Source organism: Pantoea sp. RIT-PI-b (assembly GCF_001187905.1).
Lineage (GTDB): Bacteria > Pseudomonadota > Gammaproteobacteria > Enterobacterales > Enterobacteriaceae > Pantoea > Pantoea nemavictus.
In genome coordinates, this window is the sequence record NZ_LGIS01000007.1 from 140,586 (window position 1) to 163,821 (window position 23,236).

Annotated in this window: 17 protein-coding genes and 1 pseudogene; 8 read left to right on the forward strand and 10 right to left on the reverse strand. The window is 56.5% G+C overall.

Features of this window, described 5'->3' with window-relative positions; translation table 11 throughout:
• Positions 1-181: 181 nt before the first annotated feature.
• A complete protein-coding gene (locus AC790_RS00795) occupies positions 182-1,102 on the forward strand; it encodes an AraC family transcriptional regulator (protein WP_049850633.1) in 921 nt (306 codons plus the stop codon).
• On the opposite strand, the gene AC790_RS00800 is transcribed toward AC790_RS00795, so the two are convergent.
• Complete coding sequence (locus tag AC790_RS00800; RefSeq protein ID WP_009127733.1) at positions 1,103-1,765, reverse strand: DedA family protein; 663 nt, start codon at positions 1,763-1,765, stop codon at positions 1,103-1,105.
• A 98-nt stretch (positions 1,766-1,863) separates the two neighbouring features.
• Positions 1,864-3,054 carry a cystathionine beta-lyase gene (gene metC / locus AC790_RS00805; protein ID WP_049850634.1) on the reverse strand — a complete coding sequence of 397 codons (1,191 nt, stop codon included), beginning with the start codon at positions 3,052-3,054 and terminating at the stop codon, positions 1,864-1,866.
• 260 nt (positions 3,055-3,314) lie between these two features.
• On the opposite strand from metC, the gene exbB reads away from it, so the two are divergent.
• Together exbB and exbD are read left to right on the forward strand one after the other, a co-directional pair.
• Positions 3,315-4,043, forward strand: a complete 729-nt coding sequence (gene exbB, locus AC790_RS00810; protein WP_071531065.1) for a tol-pal system-associated acyl-CoA thioesterase — start codon at positions 3,315-3,317, stop codon at positions 4,041-4,043.
• Positions 4,044-4,048: 5 nt separating this feature from the next.
• Positions 4,049-4,471 carry a TonB system transport protein ExbD gene (exbD, locus tag AC790_RS00815; RefSeq protein WP_049850635.1) on the forward strand — a complete coding sequence of 141 codons (423 nt, stop codon included), beginning with the start codon at positions 4,049-4,051 and terminating at the stop codon, positions 4,469-4,471.
• Between the two features lie 84 nt (positions 4,472-4,555).
• Here the strand turns inward: exbD and AC790_RS00820 are convergent, their stop codons facing one another.
• Positions 4,556-6,397 carry an Ig-like domain-containing protein gene (locus AC790_RS00820; RefSeq protein ID WP_049850636.1) on the reverse strand — a complete coding sequence of 614 codons (1,842 nt, stop codon included), beginning with the start codon at positions 6,395-6,397 and terminating at the stop codon, positions 4,556-4,558.
• A gap of 400 nt (positions 6,398-6,797) precedes the next feature.
• Between AC790_RS00820 and AC790_RS00825 the strand changes: the two genes are divergently transcribed.
• A complete protein-coding gene (locus AC790_RS00825; protein ID WP_049850637.1) occupies positions 6,798-8,144 on the forward strand; it encodes an MFS transporter in 1,347 nt (448 codons plus the stop codon).
• A gap of 199 nt (positions 8,145-8,343) precedes the next feature.
• Here the strand turns inward: AC790_RS00825 and AC790_RS00830 are convergent, their stop codons facing one another.
• The 5 genes from AC790_RS00830 to AC790_RS00850 are packed head-to-tail and all read right to left on the reverse strand — an operon-like array spanning position 8,344 to position 13,567.
• Positions 8,344-9,309: a spore coat U domain-containing protein gene (locus AC790_RS00830; RefSeq protein ID WP_049850638.1), complete on the reverse strand. Its 966-nt coding sequence runs from the start codon at positions 9,307-9,309 to the stop codon at positions 8,344-8,346.
• A complete protein-coding gene (locus AC790_RS00835; protein ID WP_049850639.1) occupies positions 9,306-11,741 on the reverse strand; it encodes a fimbria/pilus outer membrane usher protein in 2,436 nt (811 codons plus the stop codon). The genes AC790_RS00830 and AC790_RS00835 overlap by 4 nt, the downstream gene beginning before the upstream one ends.
• Positions 11,741-12,436: a molecular chaperone gene (locus AC790_RS00840; RefSeq protein ID WP_049850640.1), complete on the reverse strand. Its 696-nt coding sequence runs from the start codon at positions 12,434-12,436 to the stop codon at positions 11,741-11,743. The genes AC790_RS00835 and AC790_RS00840 overlap by 1 nt, the downstream gene beginning before the upstream one ends.
• 28 nt (positions 12,437-12,464) lie before the next feature.
• Complete coding sequence (locus tag AC790_RS00845) at positions 12,465-12,959, reverse strand: spore coat U domain-containing protein (RefSeq protein WP_200902246.1); 495 nt, start codon at positions 12,957-12,959, stop codon at positions 12,465-12,467.
• Between the two features lie 38 nt (positions 12,960-12,997).
• On the reverse strand, positions 12,998-13,567 hold the full coding sequence (locus tag AC790_RS00850; protein WP_008103338.1) for a spore coat protein U domain-containing protein: 570 nt from the start codon (positions 13,565-13,567) through the stop codon (positions 12,998-13,000).
• A 548-nt stretch (positions 13,568-14,115) separates the two neighbouring features.
• Between AC790_RS00850 and AC790_RS00855 the strand changes: the two genes are divergently transcribed.
• The 3 genes from AC790_RS00855 (at position 14,116) to AC790_RS00865 (ending at position 19,975) form a co-directional block, all read left to right on the forward strand.
• Positions 14,116-16,215 carry a bifunctional diguanylate cyclase/phosphodiesterase gene (locus tag AC790_RS00855; RefSeq protein WP_049850642.1) on the forward strand — a complete coding sequence of 700 codons (2,100 nt, stop codon included), beginning with the start codon at positions 14,116-14,118 and terminating at the stop codon, positions 16,213-16,215.
• Between the two features lie 158 nt (positions 16,216-16,373).
• Positions 16,374-18,464 carry a bifunctional diguanylate cyclase/phosphodiesterase gene (locus AC790_RS00860; RefSeq protein ID WP_049850643.1) on the forward strand — a complete coding sequence of 697 codons (2,091 nt, stop codon included), beginning with the start codon at positions 16,374-16,376 and terminating at the stop codon, positions 18,462-18,464.
• Between the two features lie 98 nt (positions 18,465-18,562).
• Positions 18,563-19,975, forward strand: coding sequence for a PLP-dependent aminotransferase family protein (locus AC790_RS00865; protein ID WP_049850644.1), 1,413 nt, complete (start codon positions 18,563-18,565; stop codon positions 19,973-19,975).
• On the opposite strand, the gene AC790_RS00870 is transcribed toward AC790_RS00865, so the two are convergent.
• Positions 19,972-20,454 (reverse strand): YlaC family protein, encoded by a 483-nt coding sequence (locus AC790_RS00870; RefSeq protein ID WP_009128093.1) that lies wholly within the window; start codon positions 20,452-20,454, stop codon positions 19,972-19,974. The genes AC790_RS00865 and AC790_RS00870 overlap by 4 nt on opposite strands.
• A 158-nt stretch (positions 20,455-20,612) precedes the next feature.
• Positions 20,613-22,328 (reverse strand): annotated as a pseudogene (locus AC790_RS00875) (flagellar biosynthesis protein FlhA); the annotation flags it as partial.
• Between AC790_RS00875 and AC790_RS00880 the strand changes: the two are divergent.
• Positions 22,318-23,223, forward strand: coding sequence for a flagellar motor protein MotB (locus AC790_RS00880; protein ID WP_235440712.1), 906 nt, complete (start codon positions 22,318-22,320; stop codon positions 23,221-23,223). The pseudogene AC790_RS00875 and the gene AC790_RS00880 sit on opposite strands and share 11 nt — an antisense overlap.
• Positions 23,224-23,236: the final 13 nt, after the last annotated feature.

Consider the following 23,236-nt stretch of genomic DNA (forward strand, 5'->3'; position numbering starts at 1 on the left):
ACTTACCGTAGAAAAGATGTGCTTAAGTCTAGTCAACAAACCTTGCCTGCGGATCAGTGTGGCAAGCATGCAGCACTTTTGCCTGGGCAATTTCTGCAAGAATCTTGCCTGATTCTCCAGTCTGATGGAGTTTTAAGCAGCGTTACGGCAAACTGCTTTTTTTGCTGCCTGAGAGAAAAACATGTCAAACGACGCCCTTTGTCGCCAGCTGGCGCAGCGTGTGGTTGCGTTGATGAGCGACCTGAGTAAGCCGCTGTGCACGGTGGAAAACGTCAAGCTAATCTATGCCTGCGAAACCCTGCCGCGTACGCCGATGATGTATCAACCTGGGATTGTGATTCTGTTTCAGGGGCGCAAAACCGGTTACCTTGGCAGCACCATTTTTCACTACGACGCCACTAAATATCTGATGCTCACCGTGCCGCTGCCGGTGGAGTGTGAAACCGAAGCCACGCTGGCAGAGCCGCTGGCGGGCATGTGTTTGAGTGTTGATATCGCCAGCCTGCAGGATTTGTTGCTGGATATTGGTGATGACGAGCAGTTCCAGCCGCAGGCGCAAACCTCCGGCATTCATTCAGCCTTTATGAGCGACGAGATGCTGTGCGCTGCCGAGCGCTTGCTGGATGTGATGAACAATCCGCGCGATGCCCGCGTACTTGGGCCGCAGCTGGTGCGCGAGATGATCTATTACGTGTTAATCGGGCCGATTGGCGGTGCGCTGCTGTCGCTGGTCAATCGTCAGACGCAGTTCAGCCAGATTGCCCGCGCGCTGCGTCGCATCGAAAATCACTTTGCTGAAAGCCTGAGCGTCGACATGCTGGCCGCCGAAGTGAATATGAGCATCTCGGCGTTTCATCACAACTTTAAAGCGGTGACGCAAACGTCGCCGCTGCAATATCTCAAGCGCTATCGCCTGCATCAGGCGCGCCTGATGATGTTGCAGGATGGCATGAAGGCCAGCGCCGCGGCAGTACGCGTCGGCTATGAAAGTCCTTCGCAATTTTCGCGCGAGTTTAAGCGTTATTTCGGCGTGACGCCGGGAGAAGAAGCGAGCCGCGTGCGTCAAACCGTACCGTTATTACCGTTTGACGCCGCGTCGTAATCAGGAGACTTTCTGGCGGCGTTTTTTCCACACCACCACAATGCTGCCGGCAAGACCGATAAACAGCAGGGCAATCGGCAGGATCATTAGGATCGCCATCACCTGATCTTCATGGCGTTTGATAAAGGGCACATGGCTGATGCCGTAGCCCAGCGTCACCACGATCCCAACCCACAACAGGCCGCTCAGCCAGTTAAATAGCTGAAAACGCCCATTTTTCAGTCCAGAAATGCCGGCCATGGTGGGCAGCAACGTGCGGACAAAGGCGAGGAAGCGGCCAACCAGCAGCGCCATCAAGCCATGGCGGTCAAACATCGTCCACGCGCGCTGGTGATATTGTGCCGGCAAGTGTAATAACCAACTTTTCACCAGTTTGGTATTGCCCAGCCAGCGCCCTTGTAAGTAGCTCAACCAACAGCCGAGACTGGCTGCGGTAGTTAAAATGACGATGGTCGGCACGAAATCCATCACGCCCTTGGCCACCATCGCGCCGGCCAGTAACAGCAGGCTGTCGCCCGGCAGGAACGACGCGGGCAATAAACCGTTTTCCAGAAACAGCGTCAAAAACATCACGCCGTAGACAATCCACACGACATCCGGATTACCTAGCGCGGCAAAATCCTGATGCCAAAGCGCCTGGACAATCTCATGTAAAACACCCATCAGCTATTCCATCGAGTCACAAGGATTCTAATTTTAACCTTCTGTGGCACTGCATTCGTTGATCTCTCATCGCCGCCACAGCGTGGTTGAGTTTCTGTTTAGTTTTTTAAGCGCGCAAAGCCAGCTTTCAAATCATCCAGCAAGTCATCAACGTGTTCGAGACCAATATGCAGACGCACTAAGGTGCCATCAAAATCAACGCCGCCCGCCGGACGAATCGCCGCCAATTCCTCAGGCTGATTCGCCAGAATCAGCGATTCATAGCCGCCCCACGAATAGGCCATGCTGAAATGGTGGAAGTGATCGAGATAATTTGCCAACTGCTCGCGACTTAATTTTTCATGCAGGATAAAGGAGAACAAACCGCTGCTGCCGCTGAAGTCGCGCTGCCAGAATGCGTGGCCTTTACACTGCGCCAGCGCCGGGTGATTAACGCGCGCCACTTCCGGCTGCGCGGCCAGCCACTCGGCGACCTGCAATCCGCTCTCTTCGTGCTGACGCAGGCGCGTGCCCAGCGTGCGCAGGCCACGGCTCGCCATATAAGCGGTATCGGCATCGACCATCTGGCCCATCAGGTACGAATTCTCGCGCAGCTGCGGCCAGCAACGCGCATTGGCTACCGCGGTGCCAATCATCGCATCGCTGTGACCAATGATGTATTTGGTGCCGGCCTGAATCGAAATATCGATGCCGTGCTCCAGCGCGTTAAATAACACGCCCGCCGCCCAGGTATTATCGATCATGATTATCGCGTCAGGCGCTTTCGCGCGCACGGCGGCAACGATGGCCGGGATATCCTGCACTTCCATGGTGATCGAAGCCGGAGATTCCAGGAACACCACGCGCGTATTCGGCTGCACCAGTTCGCCAATTTCGCTGCCGATGCAATGATCGAAATAGGTGGTGGTGACATTCAGCTTGCTGAGAATTTTAGAGCAAAAATCCTGGGTCGGTTCATACACCGCGCCGCTCACCAGAATGTGGTCGCCGGCTTCGACAAAGGACAAAATGGCGTTGGATACCGCCGCCGCGCCGCACGGATAAAGCGCACAGCCCGCGCCGCCTTCCAGCTCGGTCATCGCATCCTGCAGCGAGAAATGGGTGAGGGTGCCGCGACGGCCATAAAACAGTTCGCCTGTTGCGCGACCGGCGGTGGCGCGTTTTTTGTCGGCGACGCTGTCAAAAACCAGTGAGGAAGCGCGTTGAATCACGCTGTTTACTGAGCCCTGAGTGTAACGTTTGCTGCGTCCCGCGGTGACCAGCCTGGTGTCTATTTTTTTCGTTGCCATCACTGCCTTTCCTGACATTTCCCACAAAACATTCACGTTACCACGAATCGCTATGGCGGGTTGAGCCTGAATGCCGATTATCAGAGTGAGGCCAGTATTGCGCATAACATCGGCTAAATTGTGGAAATGACAGGCATCTTTCCTTTGTAAATAGTAATGAGAACCACTATCACTTCGGTGGTGTTTTTTGCTATGATCCGCGCTTCAATCGTGAACTGTGCAACAGAAGTTGGAGATGCAGCGTGGTAGCCAGTGATTTGATGCAAACGGATCTCTCCGTTTGGGGCATGTATCAGCATGCCGATATCGTGGTAAAGATTGTGATGATTGGCCTGTTACTGGCTTCCGTCGTCACCTGGGCGATTTTCTTCGGTAAGTTTGCTGAGCTGAGCGGGGCGAAACGTCGCCTGAAGCGCGAGCAGCAGGCGCTGGGCGAAGCCCGATCGTTAAACGATGCTTACCGTGCTGCAGAAAACTTCAAAGGCAACAGCCACAGCGCTGTGTTGCTCAACGATGCGCACAATGAACTGGAGCTGTCAGCCGGCACTGAAGATTTGGACGGCATTAAAGAGCGCACCAGCTTCCGTCTCGATCGCCGCGTTGCCGCCTTCAGCCGTCATGCCGGTCGCGGTAATGGCTTCCTGGCCACCATCGGTTCCGTTGCGCCATTTATCGGCCTGTTCGGTACCGTTTGGGGCATCATGAACAGCTTCATCGGTATCGCGAAAACACAAACCACCAATCTTGCTGTAGTGGCACCCGGCATTGCTGAAGCGCTGCTGGCCACGGCCATTGGTCTGGTTGCGGCGATTCCTGCCGTGGTTATCTACAACGTCTTCGCGCGCATGATCGCCAGCTACAAAGCGTCGCTGGGCGACGTCGCCGCGCAGGTCATGTTACTGCAGAGCCGCGATCTTGACCTCGGCAACGTCGATACGGCGAAAGAAGCCAACCGTCCAGCGGCGGCACAGAAACTGCGCGTAGGATAAGTATTATGGCGATGCGTTTAAACGATGACTCGGTAGGCGATGGCGAAATGCACGAAATCAACGTGACGCCGTTTATCGACGTCATGCTGGTTCTGCTGATCATCTTTATGGTCGCCGCACCGTTAGCCACGGTCGATGTGCGCGTTAACCTGCCAGCGTCGACCAGCGCGCCACAGCCGCGTCCGGAAAAACCGGTTTATCTGTCGATTAAAGAAGATAAGCAGATCTACATCGGTAACGATGCGGTGACCAAAGAGACGCTGGTGAATACGTTGAGCGCGCAAACCGAAGGCAAGAAAGACACCACCATCTTCTTCCAGGCGGATAAATCAGTCGATTACGCCACCCTGATGGAAGTGATGGATCAGCTGCGCGAAGCCGGTTACCTGAAGATTGGTTTGATGGGCAGGGAAACGGTTAAGAAGTAATTCCGTTTGGTACGCTGATGTCTTGAATAGAAGGGTCGCTCTTGCAGCGACCCTTTTTTATGGCTGCCTTACTGAGAAGCAGTGTTAGGCGGCGTAAGAGCCAGCGCCGTCCTGCAGCAGCTGTTCGCTGTTGTCATGGCTATAAACGTGGTATTGCGCAGCAGTATTGGCCGTAGCGGTTTCTTGCATCCAGTCGCTGGCCTCTGTTCCCTGCGGCAGAATATCTTCCAGCTGTAACGCCACGGCAGTAGTGTCCTGGAGCTCAAGCTGCGAGCTGTCAATAAACAGACCTTCGCCTTCCTCGACCAGCAACTGCTGCAGCGTTAGGTTGCTGTTTTCCTCTGGCTCGACACTGCTGATCTGCGCCTCCTCAACAAGGTTGATGTGGAATTTATCGCTCCAGTTACTTTTCATCTCCCCGGTGGAGGCGCGAGCCTGGTATTCCCAGATGCCCGGTTGATCCAGCTGCGGCGAGGTAAAGCTCCATTTACCGTCTTCACCCACGCGTGCAGTGCCGCTGCTGCGCAGACTTTCTCCCTGCAGACCAAACTCAATTTCAATGATCTGGCCAGGTGTACCCGTGCCTTGCAGCGTAGGTGTGTTGTCGTCAGTGGTGCCGTTGTGGAAAACAGGATCCTGCACCAGACCCACATCATCGTTGGCAAAATTGATGCTCGGTGCCAGCGGGGCACCTGGGATCATGATCAGCTCGAAGTTATCGCTCCAGTCACTGGTTTGCCCTGCAGTCACGCCGCGCGCACGAAACGCCCACTCGCCATAATTGCTCAGCTCAGCGGACTTAACCTGCCAATTTCCCTGTTGATCAACCGTTGCACTGCCCGCACTTTGCCAGCTACCGTTACTGAGCTTGTACTCAATTTCTACCACGCTTCCTGGCGCGCCTTTGCCCTCTAGCGTCGGCGTTTTATCATCGGTGGTGCCACGGTGATAAACCGCACCGGTCATCGCCCCAGCGTCATCGTGGGCAAATTCAATGGTTGGCTCGATGTCCTTCAGCGCTTTCATATTGAGCGCAAAATCGGGACGGTAGTCGGCGATGCTATTCACATAGGTTGCATGGAAGGTGTAAAGGCCGTCGCCACTGATCATTGAGCGCGACTGAATGGACCAGTCACCATTAGCATCTGCCAGCACGCTGCCTTTATAGCCGATGCCGCCGTGGCTATTCTGCGCATACAGATAAACTATGCTATTTGGCTCAGCCCGACCGACAATAACTGGCGCGAAGTCATCGGTGCTTGCGCCAGAGTTCAGTTTGCCCTGTACGGTACCCACGTCATCCATGGCATAGCTGATGGTAGCGGGAATCCCCGGTGAATCATCGACTTGTAATACGTAGCGATCTGAAGATTCACTGACGCGATCAAACTCGTCAGTCGCGGTCACTTTCAACTGATGTTCGCCGTTGCCAAGCTGTGCCTTGATCGTCCATTCACCATTCTGTAGCGCTACGGTGCAGCCTACCCATTGTTCAAAGTCATAAAGTTGCACAGTGCTACCGGGTTGGGCATAGCCTTTTAGCGTAGGGGTTGTGTCATCAGTGATCTGACCATTGCCAATTCCGCCGGTAACCTTGCCGACATCATCTATCGCTGAAGTAATCGCGGGTTTATCGGGGGCTGAAAGGTCGACCTCCAGTGAGAATTGGTGCGGTTCTCCATGATTATCAGCGAGATCAAAACCGCGCATGGTGACGTTATGGCTGCCTTCATTGAAAAACAGCGGCGGCTGAAATGACCAATTACCATCCTCGCCGACTGTGGTGCTGAAGATACGTTCATTAATGATGAATTCAATCACGGTACCGGCTTCATCGGGCAAATTACCTTGCCAGAATTGATAAGGCGTACCGACGCGAATTGATTTACCACCTGAGATAGGATCAAAGCTGAGAGGTGTTGGCATGAGTGTTCTCCACCGGAATTAGCCACGGCCCAATTGCCGTTAAGCGGGCCAAGAATAAAAGCGTGGGTAACGAATATCCTACGGGACTTGTCTCGGAATCGAGCAGAGTCTTATTTATAGGGCTAATTAATTTCACATTAAAAACAATAGGTCATTTCGCCACGTATTTTCAGTTAGTTTATGATTGATAATGAAATTGATAAATTAAAAAGGCGATAGCTCTTTTAGGGTTGAATTCGCCAATCAATAATAATTTTAATATTATTCCTATTGCTTATGAAATCTGATTGTTAATTTTTGGTTACCATTGATCATGTTTTTGTAAACTGCAATGGTGAAGAAGATCACGTTTATTCCTGGCTCAACACGTTAAAACGGAAGAAAAACCAGGAAGGACAATATGAGCGCAAGTCACTCTTTACAAAAGTCGCCGCAGGGCGGTGCCAAAACTATCTTTAGCGTTACCAGCGGTAACTTCCTTGAGATGTACGATTTCATGGTGTTTGGCTATTACGCTACGGCGATCGCCAAAACCTTTTTCCCCGGTGATGATCCCTTTGCCTCTTTGATGCTCACGCTGATGACCTTCGGCGCGGGCTTTTTAATGCGTCCGCTGGGCGCGATTATCCTCGGGGCTTACATCGATCATCATGGTCGACGCAAAGGTTTGCTGCTGACGCTGGGCTTAATGGCCATCGGTACCTTGACCATCGCGCTGGTGCCGGGATATGCCACGCTGGGTGCCGCCGCACCGATTCTGATTCTGCTCGGCCGCTTGCTGCAGGGCTTCTCGGCGGGCGTTGAGTTAGGCGGTGTATCAGTTTATCTGGCGGAAGTGGCGCCAAAGGGGCGCAAGGGCTTTTATGTCAGCTGGCAATCAGGTAGCCAACAGGTGGCGGTGATCTTTGCGGCGCTGCTGGGCCTGGGTTTAAACCATCTGCTGGCGAAAGACGCGGTGACCGAATGGGGCTGGCGTATTCCGTTTGTCGTCGGCTGTATGATTGTGCCGTTCCTGTTCTACATCCGCCGTATGCTGGAGGAGACCGAAGCCTTCAGCCAGCGTAAGCATCATCCCTCAATGAGCCAGATTATGCGCTCAGTCGGCCAGAACTGGGGGCTGGTGTTGGCAGGCATGCTGATGGTGGTCACCACCACCGTGATGTTCTACATGATCACTGCCTTTACCCCGACGTTCGGTAAAACAGTCTTGATGATGAGCGATAAAGAGAGCTTCCTGGTGACGCTGTTTGTCGGCATCTCGAACCTGTTTTGGCTGCCGGTGATGGGCGCATTATCGGACCGCGTCGGGCGCCGTCCGCTGCTGATTATTTGCACCATCCTGATGATTATCACCACCTGGCCGGTGCTGCATTGGCTGGTCGGATCGCCGACCTTTGCCCACCTGGTTGAAGCCGAACTGTGGCTCTCATTCCTGTACGCCAGCTACAACGGGGCGATGGTGGTGTACCTGGCAGAGATTATGCCGGCAGAAGTGCGCGCCACCGGCTTCTCATTGGCCTATAGCCTGGCGACGGCGCTGTTCGGCGGTTTTACCCCTGCGGTGTCGAGTTATCTGATTCATGCGACTGGCGATAAAGCCATGCCGGGCATATGGCTGTCATTCGCGGCGGTGTGCGGGCTGGTGGGTACGCTGCTGATTGGCCGTAGGGTGAAGCAGTACCGCGATGAGCATCGTTCCCCTCACCCTAACCCTCTCCCGCAAGCGGGAGAGGGAATAGTTAGGTAAACCCCTGCAAGCGAGAGAGGGGATAGTCAGGTAATAACCAAACCTACAAACCGCTCGATCGGCTCCTTCTCCCGCCTGCGGGAGAAGGCTGGGATGAGGGACAGCACGCACTATCCCAAAACCCAAAACCCAAAACCCAAAACCCAAAACCCAAAACCCAAAACCCAAAACCCAAAACCCAAAACCCAAAACCCAAAACCTAAAACGACACATCCACCACCACGCTATCGGTATAATTCCCCGCTGCCGGCGTATTCTGCGTCGTCAAAATCTGCGCGGTATAGGTAAAGTTGCGCGTCACGGTATCCGCATTCAACGAGGTCGACGTCGTGCTGCTCCAGCGATCGGTGCCGGTCGGCCCCCAGCGTGCAGTCGTCGTCGTACCTTTGTAGATGTCATACGCCAGCCGATTAGTTCCGCTCGCCATCTGCCGCGTGGTGCCGCTGTAGTAGCTGCCGTTGCTTAAGCCCACGGTGTAAGTGCTGCCCTTCGAACACACCACGTTAATCGTCTGCTGCACCGTTGAAAAACTGCCGACTAACGGCGCACTGCCAAAGCTGACGTTGGGCGCGGTGATAGTGGTGCAGTCATTGGTGACCACCAGGTTTACGGTAATTGGCATCGCTGTGCCGGCGCTGGTCTGCAGCGTGCCCACACAGGCTCCCAGCAGGTTCACGCCTGCGCAGACGTTATAACTCACCGTAAGCGTAATGGTGGTGGTGTAGGTGCCCGCCGCAATCACCTGGCCGGGCACGGTGCGGAAGTAGAGCGGAATATTGAAGTTGAGACTGTTCCCCAATGCCAGCAGCGATGATGAGTTCCAGCGATAGCTGCCACCCTGTTGTAATTCGGTCGCACAGGCGCTGTCGATACACATCTGAATCGGAATGCTGTCGGTACCGCCGCTCGAGGTTTTTAGCGCCGCGCGCGTGCCACTGAGGTTGGTGGCGGTGGTGAAGGCATAAGTAATGAAATCCGTCCCCAACAGAGACAGGCCGCCGGTACCGCAGTTGACGTTGGTGGTGCTGGACGTGGGATTAACGGTTGAGCCAACCGAAAAGGTAGTGACAGAGCCGAAGGTGGCGGTCGGTGCGGATAATCCGCAGGCGGCATAGCCAACGCCAGGCAGTAACAACAGCGCCAGCAGCAGCAGAAGCGTTCTCATGGTGAAATTCCTGACTGTGAATTATCCGCGCTGCTCACCGCGGCACCCTGCGGTGGCGGTGGCAGCGCGCAGGTAAGCGGCCCGTAGGTTTCCAGCGCTATTGGCTGGCCGTCGGCAATCGCCAGCTGCGTATCACAGCTGCGTCCATCCGGCGTCACCACGTGAATCGGATTGTTAGCGCCGAGATCTTCCATCCACACAATGCCGTCCCAGCCAACGTATTCAGTGGCTTGATTCGGACGTAACACCTGGCTGGAGATCGGCAGCGGCTGATGATTGCTGTCATGCAACACCACGCTGGCCGCGCGTAACCGCTCAACCGGGAAGTTAAGCAGATAGCCGCTTTTACGTTTCACGGCAAAGCGCTGTTCCACTTTTGGCGCAGTGCGATCGGCGGGGAGATCGAGCGTATCGATATCGTATTTGGCGCCGTAATAGCTGCTGATGGACGGCACCAGCAGATAGCCCTCGTTATCGGTGCGGCCCATAGTTTGGTTTTCATAGCGCACCGTCACGTCGGGATAATCGGTCTTCACCACCACAAAGGCGTCATTGATATCGTTGGCAGCGAACACGCGGTTATCCATTAACACCACCGAACCGGTGAAATCGGCCCACTGCGTGGTGTTGTCGTTATCACCGTAAAAGCCGGCCGAGGTATCAATTTTGTTATTGCGATAGCGCAGGCTGCCCTGGCGATAATCCCCGCTGTCGCTGCCTTGATTGGCCCACGCGGCATCGTAGGAGAAGCCGCCGTCGGTTGGCATCGCGCGTGACACATACAGGCGTTGATTGTTGTTGCCCTGCTGGTCGCGCTCCATGCTGACCGAAGCGCTACTCTGTTCGCCAAACGGAATCACCAGAGAAATCGCGCCACTCCAGTCGCCCTGATCCCGATCGCGACTGGCGGAGATGTACAGGCTGCTGTTACCCCACAGGTTTTTACTCCACGACAGGTTCATCAAACGCGTGCGATCGCCATTGCCGCCGGAGATATCGAAATAGGCCAGCCCGAGGCTGCCATAATCGCTGAGCGACACGCTGGCAGTGTATTGCGCGCTGCGGCGTGACAGCGAGTAGCTGGTATTGGCGCTGTCGCCACGGCTGCCAACCAGCGCGAGATTACCGAACTCGGCACTACGAATGGTGTGCTGCGTGCCAAGGCTGAACCAGCTGTTGTTGTATTGATAACCCCAGCTGTATTGCGTGCCGGCACTGCCCGCCATCTGGCTCTGCGCCAGCGCGCCGTTGACCACGCCCAGGCTGCCAAGCTTGACCAATCCCCCCGCGCCGCCCATCGCCACGTTGTCGCTGCCCTCCGCATGGCTCTCCAGCGTCAGCCAGTCGGTTAGGCCGTAACGGTAAGAACCGCTGGCGGCGGCGGCACCGTAATCAAAATTCTTAATGCCGTAGTTTTCGCGTATCGCACCGGCAGAGAACGAGTAATCGGATAAGCCCTGTTTCAACAAACTGCTGGAGACGTAAAACGGTAGCGTAGTGGTGATTTGCCGTCCTACCGCATCGGTGGTGGTGATCACCGCATCGCCCGCACCGTTCACAAACGGCACGTTAGTGAGCGACCACGGACCGGGCTGAACATCCGCCTGCGCGCTGCGGTAGCCGTTGATAAACAGATCGACCGACGAAGGCACCGCCGCCTGGCCCGAAAAGGCTGGCAACGGATAGGTCACCAGATCCGGACGCACGCTGAAGTCGCGGCCAATCTGCACCCCGCCGAGGCGCACGCTGTTGCTCCAGCTCAGCGCATCGGTGACCAAATCCCCGGCGCGCCAGCTGATTGCCGCGTTCTCGTTTTCGTTGCTAAACCAGGTGTCGTAGCGAATGTAGCCTTCCTGCTGGCCGGAGACGCCGCCTTCCAGTTGCTGTACGTACACGCCGTTCGTTGAAAACTGCCCAGCCGGGCCGAAGAGACGCAGTTCGTTCCAGCTGGAGAGGCGCGAACCGGCGTTATCGGTGCGCGTAGCGTAGAAGTCATAGTTGAGCAGGGCGCCGTTGCTGGCGCGACCGGGAAAGCGCGGCGCGTTTAGCTGTTGGCCAATAGTCTGGCCCGGTAGCCAGGCGGGCGGCACCGTCAATAACAGGCGCTGACGGCGTTCGTCATACTCCACTTTCGCTCCGCTCAGGTTGCTGACGTCGATCTGCTGCCCTTGCAGTTTCCCGGCCGGAATACCGGCGCGCTCCAGATCGCCACGACGCACCCAGAACGCCCCATTTTTGCGCTCCACCGGGACGATGTCGCCACGTTCGCCCTGGTTGACCACCAGTTCCAGCATGTATTGCTGGCCGCTGGCGTTATTCTCCAGCGCAGGCGGCGGTGGCAGCTCGGAGAAGGTCTCCGCGCTGCTGGTAATTGGGCTGATACAGAGCACGCTGGCCACCGCCAGCGCGCAGGGATGCGGCGTTAACTTCATCAACGCGCGGCAGCGCTGCTCCAGTGGCCTTTATTCATGTCTGCTGCCAGCTCACCGCTCACGCTGCTGGTTAACGGCCAGCGATTGCTGCTGTTCGCCAGCACGTAGCCGAACAAGCCATTGCCCATTTTGCGTCCGCCAATGGTAACGTTGCTTAACCGCGCGTGACCGCTGCCGCGATTGGTCAGCTCCAGCCAGCGTTTGCCGCCGCTGTTCACTTCCTGCCAGCTCAGCTGCGGTTTTGCCGTATCGCGCGTGACGCCGTCGCCATACACGAATAACGGCACCGAATAGCGCATCTGGAAAGTCAGGCCCGCCTGGTTTTCGCCTGGCGTGCGTGGCGTGGGGATCTCATCCAGCACCACGCGATACGCCATTTCACGTCCGGCAGTCGGCGGGGTTTGTTTAATTAAGCGCACCAGCTGGCGCTGTCCCGGCTCAAGACGCACCATCGGCGGGCTCGCCGCCACCTGCTGCTGGGTTTGATACTGCTCCTGGCCGTTAATTTGCTGCCAGCTGAAGATGCGCACCTGCATCATGGTGGTGGCATTGCCACGATTCTCCAGCCACAGCTCGCTGGCTTTTTCGTCGGGGTTGATGGCGGGATCGATGGGCCACACCATCAGCGAGTTGGCGGCGTGCACCGCGGGCGTGAGTACCACAAGCAGCAACAGTAATCGGGCGCGCAGGTTCATCTTCATATCATCCTTCTTATCACTGACGTCACCAACTGAGCGTGACGGTTAAGGTGTCGGTATAGGTCCCGGCGCGCGTCGGGCCGGGCAGCGTTAACAGGCCATAAATTGGCAAAGTAATGTTGTTGGCATTGCTGTAACTCAGCGCCACGGCGCTGTTTACCGGAATCGCCGTGGTATGCGCGGCATTGGTGTAGAGGCTATAGGCCACGGTGTTGGTGTTACTGGTGTGTTTGAGGTTGCGGCTAGAGGTGTAGTTGCTGCCGCCGTTAATGCTCATGCTGACGGCGGTGCCTGGCGTGCAGGCGAGCGTGATGGTGGTGCTTTGCACATAGCTAGCGCTGACGCTGCTGGAAGCCACGCCAGATTGGGTACCAAAATTGAGCGTGCCGAATACCCCGGTATTGGTTCCGGAGACGACACAGCCTGCCACTACTGATGCTGAGACCTGAAAGGTTGCTGTCGGCAACCCCCAGGCGGAGACGCTCCCTATCAGCAGGGCGAGGCCGCCTGCACTGTGCATCAACCGCTGCACCACGGCCACCCTGATTATCCTTTCCCTCAGTAATTCACCGCCACGTTAATGGTATCGGTGTAGGTGCCTGCGGGAATCAACGGGTTAAAGCCGCCGCCCACTACGCGACCATAAATGGCGTAGTTGGTCCCGAGCGTCGGGTCCGTGGTGCCACTAGCGGCGATGTTGGTGTTATTAGCGATGGCAGTGGTAAACGCGGCGTCGCTATACAGCGTATAAGCGATGCCCTGCGTATTGTTGGAGCCGAGGATGAGATAACGCGGCTGGCCGCTCACCGTACCGTAAATGGTCGCCGGTGCAGCATTACTGCTGGTGACCTGCACGTTGAAGGTTTGTCCGGTGGTGCAGCGGACAAAGATGCCGTTACCCGAGGCACCTACCAATGTAGCGTTCAGGGTATCGAAGGTTGCTGCGCTGCTACCAAAGTTCAGAGTACCAAAGTTAACGCCTGTCGTTGCTGACTGACCATTGACTAAACAACCGGTGGTCAGCGTCAAGGTGGCATTGATGGTTCCCGTTGTGGTGGCGGCAAAAACAGCAGTAGGGGCAAGTGCGGCGCTTAGGCTGGTAGCCACAAGAAAAAGCTTGAGTTTCATAATCATTCCTTACTGATTATCCAAGGTCAGTGCTTTTTCACCTGGTTATACATTTATGCAAATACATCCGAAATCAAACAAGAGCCGCATGCAGCCCGACAGCGTAAGCGCCCGCTATCTAAGAAAATTCTTAGATGGTGGATTAATGATTTATATCAGTTTTCTTTACTATAGATCAGCAAATCGGGCCTTGTGCGCCAATGTTCACTTTTTTCCCTAATCAATTGCCACTTTTCGCCGATAACGCAGTAAACACAAGGGGTGGCGAGTGGTTAAAAAAACTAAACAAGCGGTGATTCCCCCCTCTACCACGCGCTTCGGTTCGATGATATGTTCGTGCATTAATCAGATATTATTAATTTTTCTATTAAAGACTGACGATGAATATAAAAAAAACCAGCCCCACCATTCCAGATTTGTCTGGAACGGCTTTTTGTTGAACTTCGCCACAGGCGGTCATTAAGCACGCTTGATCGGCGTTTTATCATCCTTGTTGATATTTGACGACACCGAACCTGCTGCGCAGCGGGTTGAGTTTAGGAGCGCACATGCTGCTGGTTACCTGGGATAGCGTTCTGGTTACCGTTTCACTGATTGTGGCCTTCATCGCCGCTTTTACCGCTCTGGACAGCGCCGGACGCGTGGCCGTATCACGCGGCACGCTGGCAAAATTGTGGTTAGTCGGCGGCGGTACCGCCATGGGCATCGGCATCTGGGCGATGCACTTCATTGGCATGCTGGCGATGAAAATGCCGATGACCATGCGCTATGACATGCAGCTCACCGCCATCTCCCTACTGGTGGCGATTGTTGCCGCCATCTTTGCCTTTGCTCAGGGCGTGCAGGGCAGCCATCTCACGCGCCGGCGTTTACTGCGCGGCACCCTCATCCTCGGCAGCGGCGTGATTGTCATGCACTACCTCGGCATGAACGCGCTAATGATTGAAACCCCCATCTACTGGAATATGCCGCTGGTGCTGCTGTCGGTGGTGATTGCCTATGCCGCGTCTGGCGCGGCATTGTGGCTGGCGTTCCATTTGCGTCAGGGCAAAAGCCTGCTGCTATTACGCGCCTGCGCGGCGCTGGTGATGGGCATTGCCGTTGCGGGCATGCACTACACCGGCATGGCGGCGGCAGAATTCAGCATGCCGGTTATGATGCAGCATCACGGCGCCAGTGAAGAGGGGCTGGCGGTGTGGGTAACGATTATTACGCTGACCATTCTGGGGCTGATGCTACTGATTTCGATGCTGGATGCGCAACTGCGCGCGGCGCGTCTCGCGGCCAAACTCAAGCGCGCCAACAGTGAACTGCGCCAGCTGGCGCTGCACGATAATCTGACCGCGCTGCCGAACCGCGTGATGCTGGAACAAGAACTCACTGCGCAGATCAAACAGGCGACGCTGCAGGATGAGAACTTCGCGCTGATGTTTATGGATCTCGACGGCTTCAAGGCGGTTAACGATACCTGGGGCCATCACGTTGGCGACCGCTTGCTGATTGCGGTGGCCGAGCGCCTGCGTGTGGAGTTGAGCGAAGAGATTTTACTGGCGCGGTTGGGCGGCGACGAATTTGTGTTGCTGTGTCCGCAATGCTATCTCCATCAGGCGACACAACTGGCGCAGCGGCTGGTGCAGGTGATTGATGCACCTTTCGATCTCGATCGTTATTCGCTGCGCGTGTCGCTCAGTATCGGCATTGTCATCTTCCCGCTGCACGGTCGCAGCCAGCAGGAGATGATGTTCAACGCCGATTCCGCCATGTATCACACCAAACACAGCGGGCGTAATGGCTGGTGCGTGTTTGAACCGGCGATGAGCGCGGTAGCTCAGCATCAGCTGGCGCTGGCCAACGATCTGTGGAACGCGCTGGAATATCAAGAAATGCGCCTGTTCTATCAGCCTAAATTCCGCGCGGGCGGCACGGTATTGATCGGCTTTGAAGCGCTGTTGCGCTGGCAGCATCCGCGTCGCGGCCTGCTGATGCCGGACACATTCCTGGCGCGAGCAGAGAAAACCGGGCAGATTGTCGCGCTGGGTAACTGGGTGATTAACGAAGCCTGCCGCCAGCTAAAACAGTGGCACGATGCCGGCAACGCTGACTGGACGGTGTCGGTTAATCTTTCGGCCCTGCAATTCCAACAGCGCGATCTGATCGATAGCGTGCGCCAGGCACTGCTGCACCATCAGATACCCGCCGGGACGTTGATGCTGGAGATCACCGAGAGCATCGCCATGCGCGATCCGCAGTTTAGCCAGCAGCGCATTGCCGAATTGCATCGGCTGGGGGTGAAAGTGGCGATCGATAACTTTGGCATCGGCTACGCCAATCTGCTGCATCTGAAACATCTGGAAGCCAGTGAGCTGAAAATCGACCGGGCCTTTATCAATAGCCTGCGCGCCGGCAGCGAAGATGCCGCCGTGGTCAGCGCGATGTTATCGCTGGCGCAAACGCTCAACCTGCGCATGGTAGCCGAGGGCGTTGAGACCGAGGAGCAGCAGCGCTTGCTGACGGGATTAGGCTTCGATACCTTGCAGGGCTATCTGCTCGGTAAGCCAACACCGGCGGAGCGCATCGGCGAATTTACCGCTGCGCTTAATCTGCCGCTGGTGTTGCCGAATAGCATCGTACCGCTGGCCAGGGCGTGATAAACCATTTTTCTTTTCTTCCGCATCGGAAGGTTTCATCGTTCATAGACTCAGATCGGCAGGTATTCTGCCGATAATTCCTACAATAAAACCAATAGATTCCTCACTTTTCACAACACCACAGCTGACTTAACCCGGCTTTAACTTGGGAAATCACTATGTTAGTGACTTCGTACGATTCGTTTACCGTCATCGTCTCCATCCTGGTGGCAATGCTGGCTTCGTTTACCGCGCTGGATATGGCAGGACGCGTGGCTTCCTCAACTGGCAAGGTGGCGCTGGTTTGGTTATTCGGCGGTGGATTCGCTATGGGCATCGGCATCTGGGCGATGCACTTTATCGGCATGCTGTCGATGAGCCTCGATATGGTCATGAGCTACGACCCCACGCTCACCGTCACCTCGATGGTGGTGGCGGTGCTGGCTTCGGTGTTTGCGCTGTGGCTGGTGTGCTCAACCCCGACGCTGCCATGGCGACGGCTGTGCGGCGGTGCGCTGGTGCTGGGCACCGGCGTGGTGGCCATGCACTACACCGGCATGGCGGCGCTGATGTTTTCGCCGGGTATCACCTGGAACTGGGGCTGGGTGGCGGCCTCGGTGGCTATCGCGCTGATGGCTTCAGGTGCCGCATTATGGCTGGCGTTCAACCTGCGTGAAGGACACGGACGCGTTACCGTCCTGCGGCTGGGCGCATCGGTGGTGATGGGCTGTGCGATAGCCGGCATGCACTACACCGGCATGGTCGCGGCCAACTTCCCGATGCAGAGCCACGCGACGCACATGGGCGTGAACAGCAACTGGCTGGCGGTGGTGGTGACGGTGGTGACGCTGGCGATCCTCGGCATTACCTTGCTGGTATCGATGCTGGATGCCCGCCTGCAGGCTCGCACCTCAATCCTTGCCCACTCGCTAGCTGAAGCCAACCGCGAGCTGGCACAGCTGGCGCTGCACGATAATCTGACGCGCTTGCCCAACCGTATTCTGCTTGAAGATCGCCTGGAGCAAGCCATCAATAAAGCTAACCGTGAGAAATCACAGTTTGCGCTGATGTTTATGGATCTCGATGGTTTCAAGGCCGTCAACGACGCCTTTGGCCATCATGTCGGCGACAATCTGTTGATCGGCGTCACCGAACGCATGACCGACCAGATGAAAGGGCACTACACGCTGGCGCGCATGGGCGGCGACGAATTTGTCCTGCTGCTGGAAATTGACGATCCCAACGATGCGGCGGCGGTGGCAGATTCGCTGGTGAAAGCGGTAGATCGTCCTTTTGATATCTCGCGCTACGAGCTGGTGGTGTCGCTGAGTATTGGCATTGCGGTTTATCCGGGCGATGGCAAAGACGAGCGCGAACTGATGTTTAACGCCGATGCCGCCATGTATCACACCAAAAACAACGGTCGCAACGGCTACACCTTCTTCCAGCCGTCGATGAATATGCTGGCGCAGTCCCAGCTGCAGCTGAATAACGATCTGTGGCAAGCGCTGGATAACCATGAACTACGGCTGTTCTATCAGCCAAAATACTGCGCACCGCGCGGGCCGATCCTCGGTTTTGAAGCGCTGCTGCGCTGGCAGCATCCGACACGCGGTCTACTGGCGCCAGATACCTTTCTGCCGATGGCGGAAAAGACCGGCATGATTGTGAGTATCGGCAATTGGGTGATTAACGAAGCCTGTCGCCAGCTGCGTTCCTGGCATTTACAGGGGCATCCGCACTGGTCGGTGGCGGTCAACCTGTCGGCACTGCAGTTTGAGCAGAGCAACCTGGTTGAAACGGTGACCGATGCGCTGGCGCAGCACCAAATCCCGGCTGAGCTGCTGACGCTGGAAGTGACGGAAACCACCGCGATGCGCGATCCAGAGGAGAGCGTGCGTATTCTCACCGAGCTGACCAATATGGGCGTCAAGGCATCGATAGATGACTTCGGCACCGGCTACTCGAGCTTGCTGTATCTCAAGCGTTTACCGGCCAGCGAGCTGAAGATCGATCGCGCGTTTGTTAATGAACTGCAGGCGCATTCGGAAGACGCCACCATTGTGTCAGCGATAGTCGCGCTGGCGCAGTCGCTGCATCTTAAAGTGGTCGCTGAAGGAGTAGAGACGCAGGATCAGCAGGCGTTTCTGACGGGCCTGGGCTGCGATACGTTGCAGGGCTATTTGCTGGGTAAACCGGTGCCGCCGGATCGCATCAACGAGCTGCCGAATTTTTACGAGGAAGTAGTAGAGCTGGAGCGCATGCCTTAGCCCGTAAGTTTTCCCCTTCTATTCATTCCCTCTCCCGCTTGCGGGAGAGGGTTAGGGTGAGGGAAACTAGCCGCCAAATCTTCTACATCGGAGTTCGGGTGGCGAAATATCAGCAGTTGGTCGAGCAGCTTCGCACGCAAATTGAGGCACGCATCTGGCCGCCAGGCGAAAAACTGCCGTCGCTACGCCAGCAGGCGGAGCAGAGCGGGCTCAGCCTGATGACGGTAATGCACGCCTACGAGGTGCTGGAGAGTCAGGGCTGGATCGTATCGAAACCGCAATCCGGCTACTACGTGGCGCCGCGCGCTGCCGAAAGTCGTCCCCGGCTGCCCACCCAGGAAATTGCCAAAACCGATCAGGCCGACACCAACAGCTTTGTGTTTGACGTGCTGCAAGCCACGCGCAATCCCGCCATTATGCCGTTTGGCTCAGCCTTCCCGGATCCCGAACTGTTCCCGCAGCGCCAGCTGATGCGCTCGCTGGTGAAAGTCTCGCACAACCTTAAACCCACCGATGCGCTCAACAACCTGCCGCCGGGCAATGAAGAATTGCGCAAAATTCTGGCGCAGCGCTACGCGCAGCAGGGCATTACGCTGTCGCCGGATGACATTGTGATTACCAACGGCGCGATGGAAGCGCTCAACCTGAGCCTGCAAGCCGTCACCGAACCCGGCGATTGGGTGATCCTCGAGAATCCGTCGTTTTATGGCGCCCTGCAGGCGATTGAACGCCTCAAGCTGAACGCCATCGCCATTGCCAGCGATGTGGAACACGGCATGGATCTCGATGAGCTGGAGCAGGCGCTGCAGCGCTGGCCGGTAAAAGCCTGCTGGCTGATGACCAACCGGCAAAATCCGCTCGGCTTTACGCTCAGCGCCGAGCGCAAACAGCAGCTGGTGGCGTTGCTGGCGCGCTACAACGTAGCGATGATTGAGGATGATGTGTACGGCGATCTGTATGAGGGCCACGACAAGCCGCTGCCGGCCAAAGCCTTTGATCGTGACGGCAACGTGCTGCACTGCGGCAGTTTCTCTAAGAATCTGGTGGCGGGATTTCGCGTAGGCTGGGTGGCGGCCGGGCGTCATGCGCAACGCGTACAGCGTATCCAGCTGATGAGCACGCTGTCGACCAGCGCGCCGATGCAGTTGGCCTTAGCCGATTTTCTCAGCACACGCAGCTATGATGCGCATCTGAAAAAGCTGCGCCAGACGCTAGCGAAACGCAAACAGCTGGCGCAGCAGGCGCTGCGGCGGGTGCTGCCTGCTGATGCCAGCATCAGCGACACGCCGGGCGGTTATTTCCTGTGGATTGCGCTGCCTGCGCAGATCAATACCACTGAGCTTTATCATTTGGCGTTGCAGCAAGGGATCAGCATTGCCCCCGGCCAGCTGTTTTCCAGCAGCGAGGGCTTCAGTCACTGTTTCCGCTTTAACACCGCCTGGCCGTGGGATAGCCGTGCCGAAGCGGCCGTCGAAACGTTAGGCAAATTGATTGCCGGGCTAAACCGCTAAACCTGAGCCGCCTGCTGGTGGCCCCAGGTGAGGTAGTAGACATCGTAGAAATCCACTTCACCTTTCTGCTTCATCAGGCGATCGATGCCGCTGCGCACGCGATCGGGCGTTTGTGGGTTATCCAGAATCTTATCCAGCGCCTGCTGCGAAACCGGCTGCACGTAATACCACTCGCCGTTATAGCAAACGCGTAAATCCAGCGTATCGATATCTTCGAAGCGATATTTGGGATTGATATCCATCAGCATCAGCACGCTCATCACCACCACAAACACCGTGGCAAACCAGAAGGCGGGCCAGCCGAGCATGTCGGTGGAGAAGATCAGCGCCACGCACAGCGCGTAGCACAGGTACATGATGGCCCAGAGTCCCGGATGGGTTTTGAGGAAGGAAAAGCTAAAGCGCGGCAAGTTATCGCGCTGCCCCTCACGGTTCAGCGTGGCGATTTCGTCGAGCAGAATTTGTTTAATCGCGTCCATTGTTCACCTCTAATTATCACTGCCTGCCAGTAAAGCACATAACAGTGAAGCGAATTAGAGACAGATTTGCTGTGTTTTTTTATAACAGTTAGCCTGGTGCGGTTTTTCCCTCACCCTAACCCTCTCCCGCAAGCGGGCGAGGGAATTGATCGAGTGAATCAAGAAACCTGCCCCACAATCTGCAAATTAGCGTCATCCGGTACTTCGTTATACGACAGCACGTTCAGCCCGTTGGCAAACAGTCGGGCATAGCGCGCAATCAGTGGACGCAGCTGCGGCGTTACCAACAGCACCTGGGTCAGATTCTGCGCTTTAAGCTGCTCCATCATCACCGGCAGCGTGCTCTGCAACTGCGTCAGGATATTCGGATCGACCGGGAAGCTATCGAGCGCCACTTTGCCGGCCTGCTGCGCCTGGTTCAGCGCGGACAGCAGCAGATTCTCCAGACTGTTCTCCAGCGTATAAGCCGACAACGGCTTGTTGTCCGGCGCAATCGCCGCCACCATCGCGCGCCGCAGCGCATAGCGCACATCGGAGGTCAGCAGAATCGGATCTTTGGTGATCGCTGAGCTCTCCAGCAGCGTAGTCGCAATGGTGGTGATGTCCTTCAACGACACCTGATCGTTCAGCAGCAGACGATAAACCTTGAGCTGCAGACTGAAATTCACCGCGGCATTCACATCTTCCGATAGCTTGGGTGCCACGTTGCTTAGCCGCTGATGCAGCTGCGTGATGTCATCATAATTAAACAGCTCCGGCAGATGCTCGCGCACCACTTTATTCACATGCGTAGCGACGACGCTGGCGCAATCTACCACCTGATAACCCAGATTCAGCGCCTTGGCTTTCTGCTCCGGCAGGATCCAGGTCACCGCCATGCCGTAGGCGGGATCGGTGTCCAGCACGCCGTCGATCTCGCCGTACTGCTCCGGCGTGGGGATCGCCATCAGACGATCGGCGTGCACTTCGCCAACTGCGGTGCGCACACCATTGATCTTAATCGCGTACTGCGCCGGTTTGAGATGGAAATCCTCGCGCAGGGCGATTTCCGGCAGCAGCACGCCGCTGGTTTCAGACACCACCTGACGCACGCCGCGCATACGCAACGTCAGCGGCGCACCTTTGCCTTTATCCACCAGCGTCACCAGCTTGTAGCCGAGATTGAGGCCGATTGGCTCAACCATCGGGATATTGTCCCAGCCAATCGCCGGCTGCTCTTCCGGCTGCGCCAGCGCCTGATGGATGGCGTCCATATCGGCATGATCCTGCGTCGGCTTTTGCACATTACGGCCTTGACGCCAGGCAGCGAACAGCAGCAGAGCGGTAAAGATCAGGAACACCAAATGCGGCATGCCGGGCACGATCGCCAGCACAAACATCACGGCGGCGGCGGTGTAAAGCGTGTTGGGTTTTGCCAGCAGCTGCGATTTAATGTCATCGCCCATGTCCGCGCCATCGCTGATGCGCGTCACGATAATCGCTGCCGCCGTTGACAGCAGCAGCGAGGGAATCTGTGCGACTAAGCCGTCACCAATGGTCAGCAGCACATACTGCTCAAATGCTTGTCCCGCCGGTAATCCGTGCTTGAACACGCCAATCAAAATACCGCCAATCACGCTGATCAGCAGGATCATGATCCCGGCGATCGCATCCCCGCGCACGAACTTTGAGGCACCGTCCATCGCACCGTAGAAATCGGCTTCATTCGCCACGTCTTTGCGGCGGCTACCGGCCTGCTCCTGATTGATCAGGCCAGCATTGAGATCGGCATCGATCGCCATCTGTTTGCCGGGTAATGCATCAAGGGTAAAGCGGGCCGACACCTCAGAGATACGCTCGGCCCCTTTGGTCACCACCACAAAGTTGATCATCAAACGCGGCGGCAAGAAGGCGCACCACGCTCATCATGGCGGTGCGTGGAAAGTGGCGTTTGCCGACTTTACCCTGGCGATGATGGCGCTGTTTATGGTGCTGTGGATTATGGGCGCGGTGACCGAAGACGAGCGCAAAGAGATTGTGGCGCAGCTGAACGGCACGTCGGTGTTTGAGGGCTCCGGCTTCAATCCGTTTGACGTCGAGAAGTCCATGGGCTCAGCGGGATCGTCGATCATTGGCGAAACCCTCGCGGTTTCACCGCCGACGCAGAGTGCGACCGTTAGCGCTTCACCGGCGGATAACACGCTGGAGAGCGGCAGCAAGCCGCAGGAAGATTTAGACAGCGTATTATCACGTTCTGATGCCGAACTGACGCTGTTACAGAGCCAGATCCAGCAGTTGATCAATAGCTATCACGCGCAAAATTATCTGATGCTGGAAACCCTGCCGCAGGGCCTGCGCATCCTGATTCAGGACGATCAGGATCGCATGATGTTCCCGCGCGGGAGCGCGGTGTTAACCCCGTTCTTCCAGAAGCTGCTGACGGAACTCGGTCCGGTATTTAACCGTATCGACAATAAAATCATGATCAGCGGTCATACCGATGCCGCGCAATACAGCGGTAACGCGGCTTACAACAACTGGAACCTGTCTGGCGATCGTGCGCTGGCGGCGCGCCGTGCGCTGGAGCGTGGCGGGCTGGAGAGTGCGCGCGTATTGCAAGTCAACGCCATGGCATCACGCATGCCGCGTGACAGAGAGGATCCAATGAGTGCACGCAACCGCCGCATCGAGATTCTGGTATTAACCGATGCAGCAGCCGAAACTCTGTTCCAATTTTATGGCCGCGAAGGGGAGAACGTCGTAAAACCCATCGCTGAACGCCTGCGATAACCTGTCAGTGCCT

Coding starts and splice junctions, on each gene's coding strand:
- AC790_RS00795 (WP_049850633.1), top strand. CDS start 182: ATGTCAAACGACGCCCTTTGTCGCCAGCTGGCGCAGCGTGTGGTTGCG.
- AC790_RS00800 (WP_009127733.1), bottom strand. CDS start 1,765: ATGGGTGTTTTACATGAGATTGTCCAGGCGCTTTGGCATCAGGATTTT.
- metC (WP_049850634.1), bottom strand. CDS start 3,054: ATGGCAACGAAAAAAATAGACACCAGGCTGGTCACCGCGGGACGCAGC.
- exbB (WP_071531065.1), top strand. CDS start 3,315: ATGCAAACGGATCTCTCCGTTTGGGGCATGTATCAGCATGCCGATATC.
- exbD (WP_049850635.1), top strand. CDS start 4,049: ATGGCGATGCGTTTAAACGATGACTCGGTAGGCGATGGCGAAATGCAC.
- AC790_RS00820 (WP_049850636.1), bottom strand. CDS start 6,397: ATGCCAACACCTCTCAGCTTTGATCCTATCTCAGGTGGTAAATCAATT.
- AC790_RS00825 (WP_049850637.1), top strand. CDS start 6,798: ATGAGCGCAAGTCACTCTTTACAAAAGTCGCCGCAGGGCGGTGCCAAA.
- AC790_RS00830 (WP_049850638.1), bottom strand. CDS start 9,309: ATGAGAACGCTTCTGCTGCTGCTGGCGCTGTTGTTACTGCCTGGCGTT.
- AC790_RS00835 (WP_049850639.1), bottom strand. CDS start 11,741: ATGAAGTTAACGCCGCATCCCTGCGCGCTGGCGGTGGCCAGCGTGCTC.
- AC790_RS00840 (WP_049850640.1), bottom strand. CDS start 12,436: ATGAACCTGCGCGCCCGATTACTGTTGCTGCTTGTGGTACTCACGCCC.
- AC790_RS00845 (WP_200902246.1), bottom strand. CDS start 12,959: ATGCACAGTGCAGGCGGCCTCGCCCTGCTGATAGGGAGCGTCTCCGCC.
- AC790_RS00850 (WP_008103338.1), bottom strand. CDS start 13,567: ATGAAACTCAAGCTTTTTCTTGTGGCTACCAGCCTAAGCGCCGCACTT.
- AC790_RS00855 (WP_049850642.1), top strand. CDS start 14,116: ATGCTGCTGGTTACCTGGGATAGCGTTCTGGTTACCGTTTCACTGATT.
- AC790_RS00860 (WP_049850643.1), top strand. CDS start 16,374: ATGTTAGTGACTTCGTACGATTCGTTTACCGTCATCGTCTCCATCCTG.
- AC790_RS00870 (WP_009128093.1), bottom strand. CDS start 20,454: ATGGACGCGATTAAACAAATTCTGCTCGACGAAATCGCCACGCTGAAC.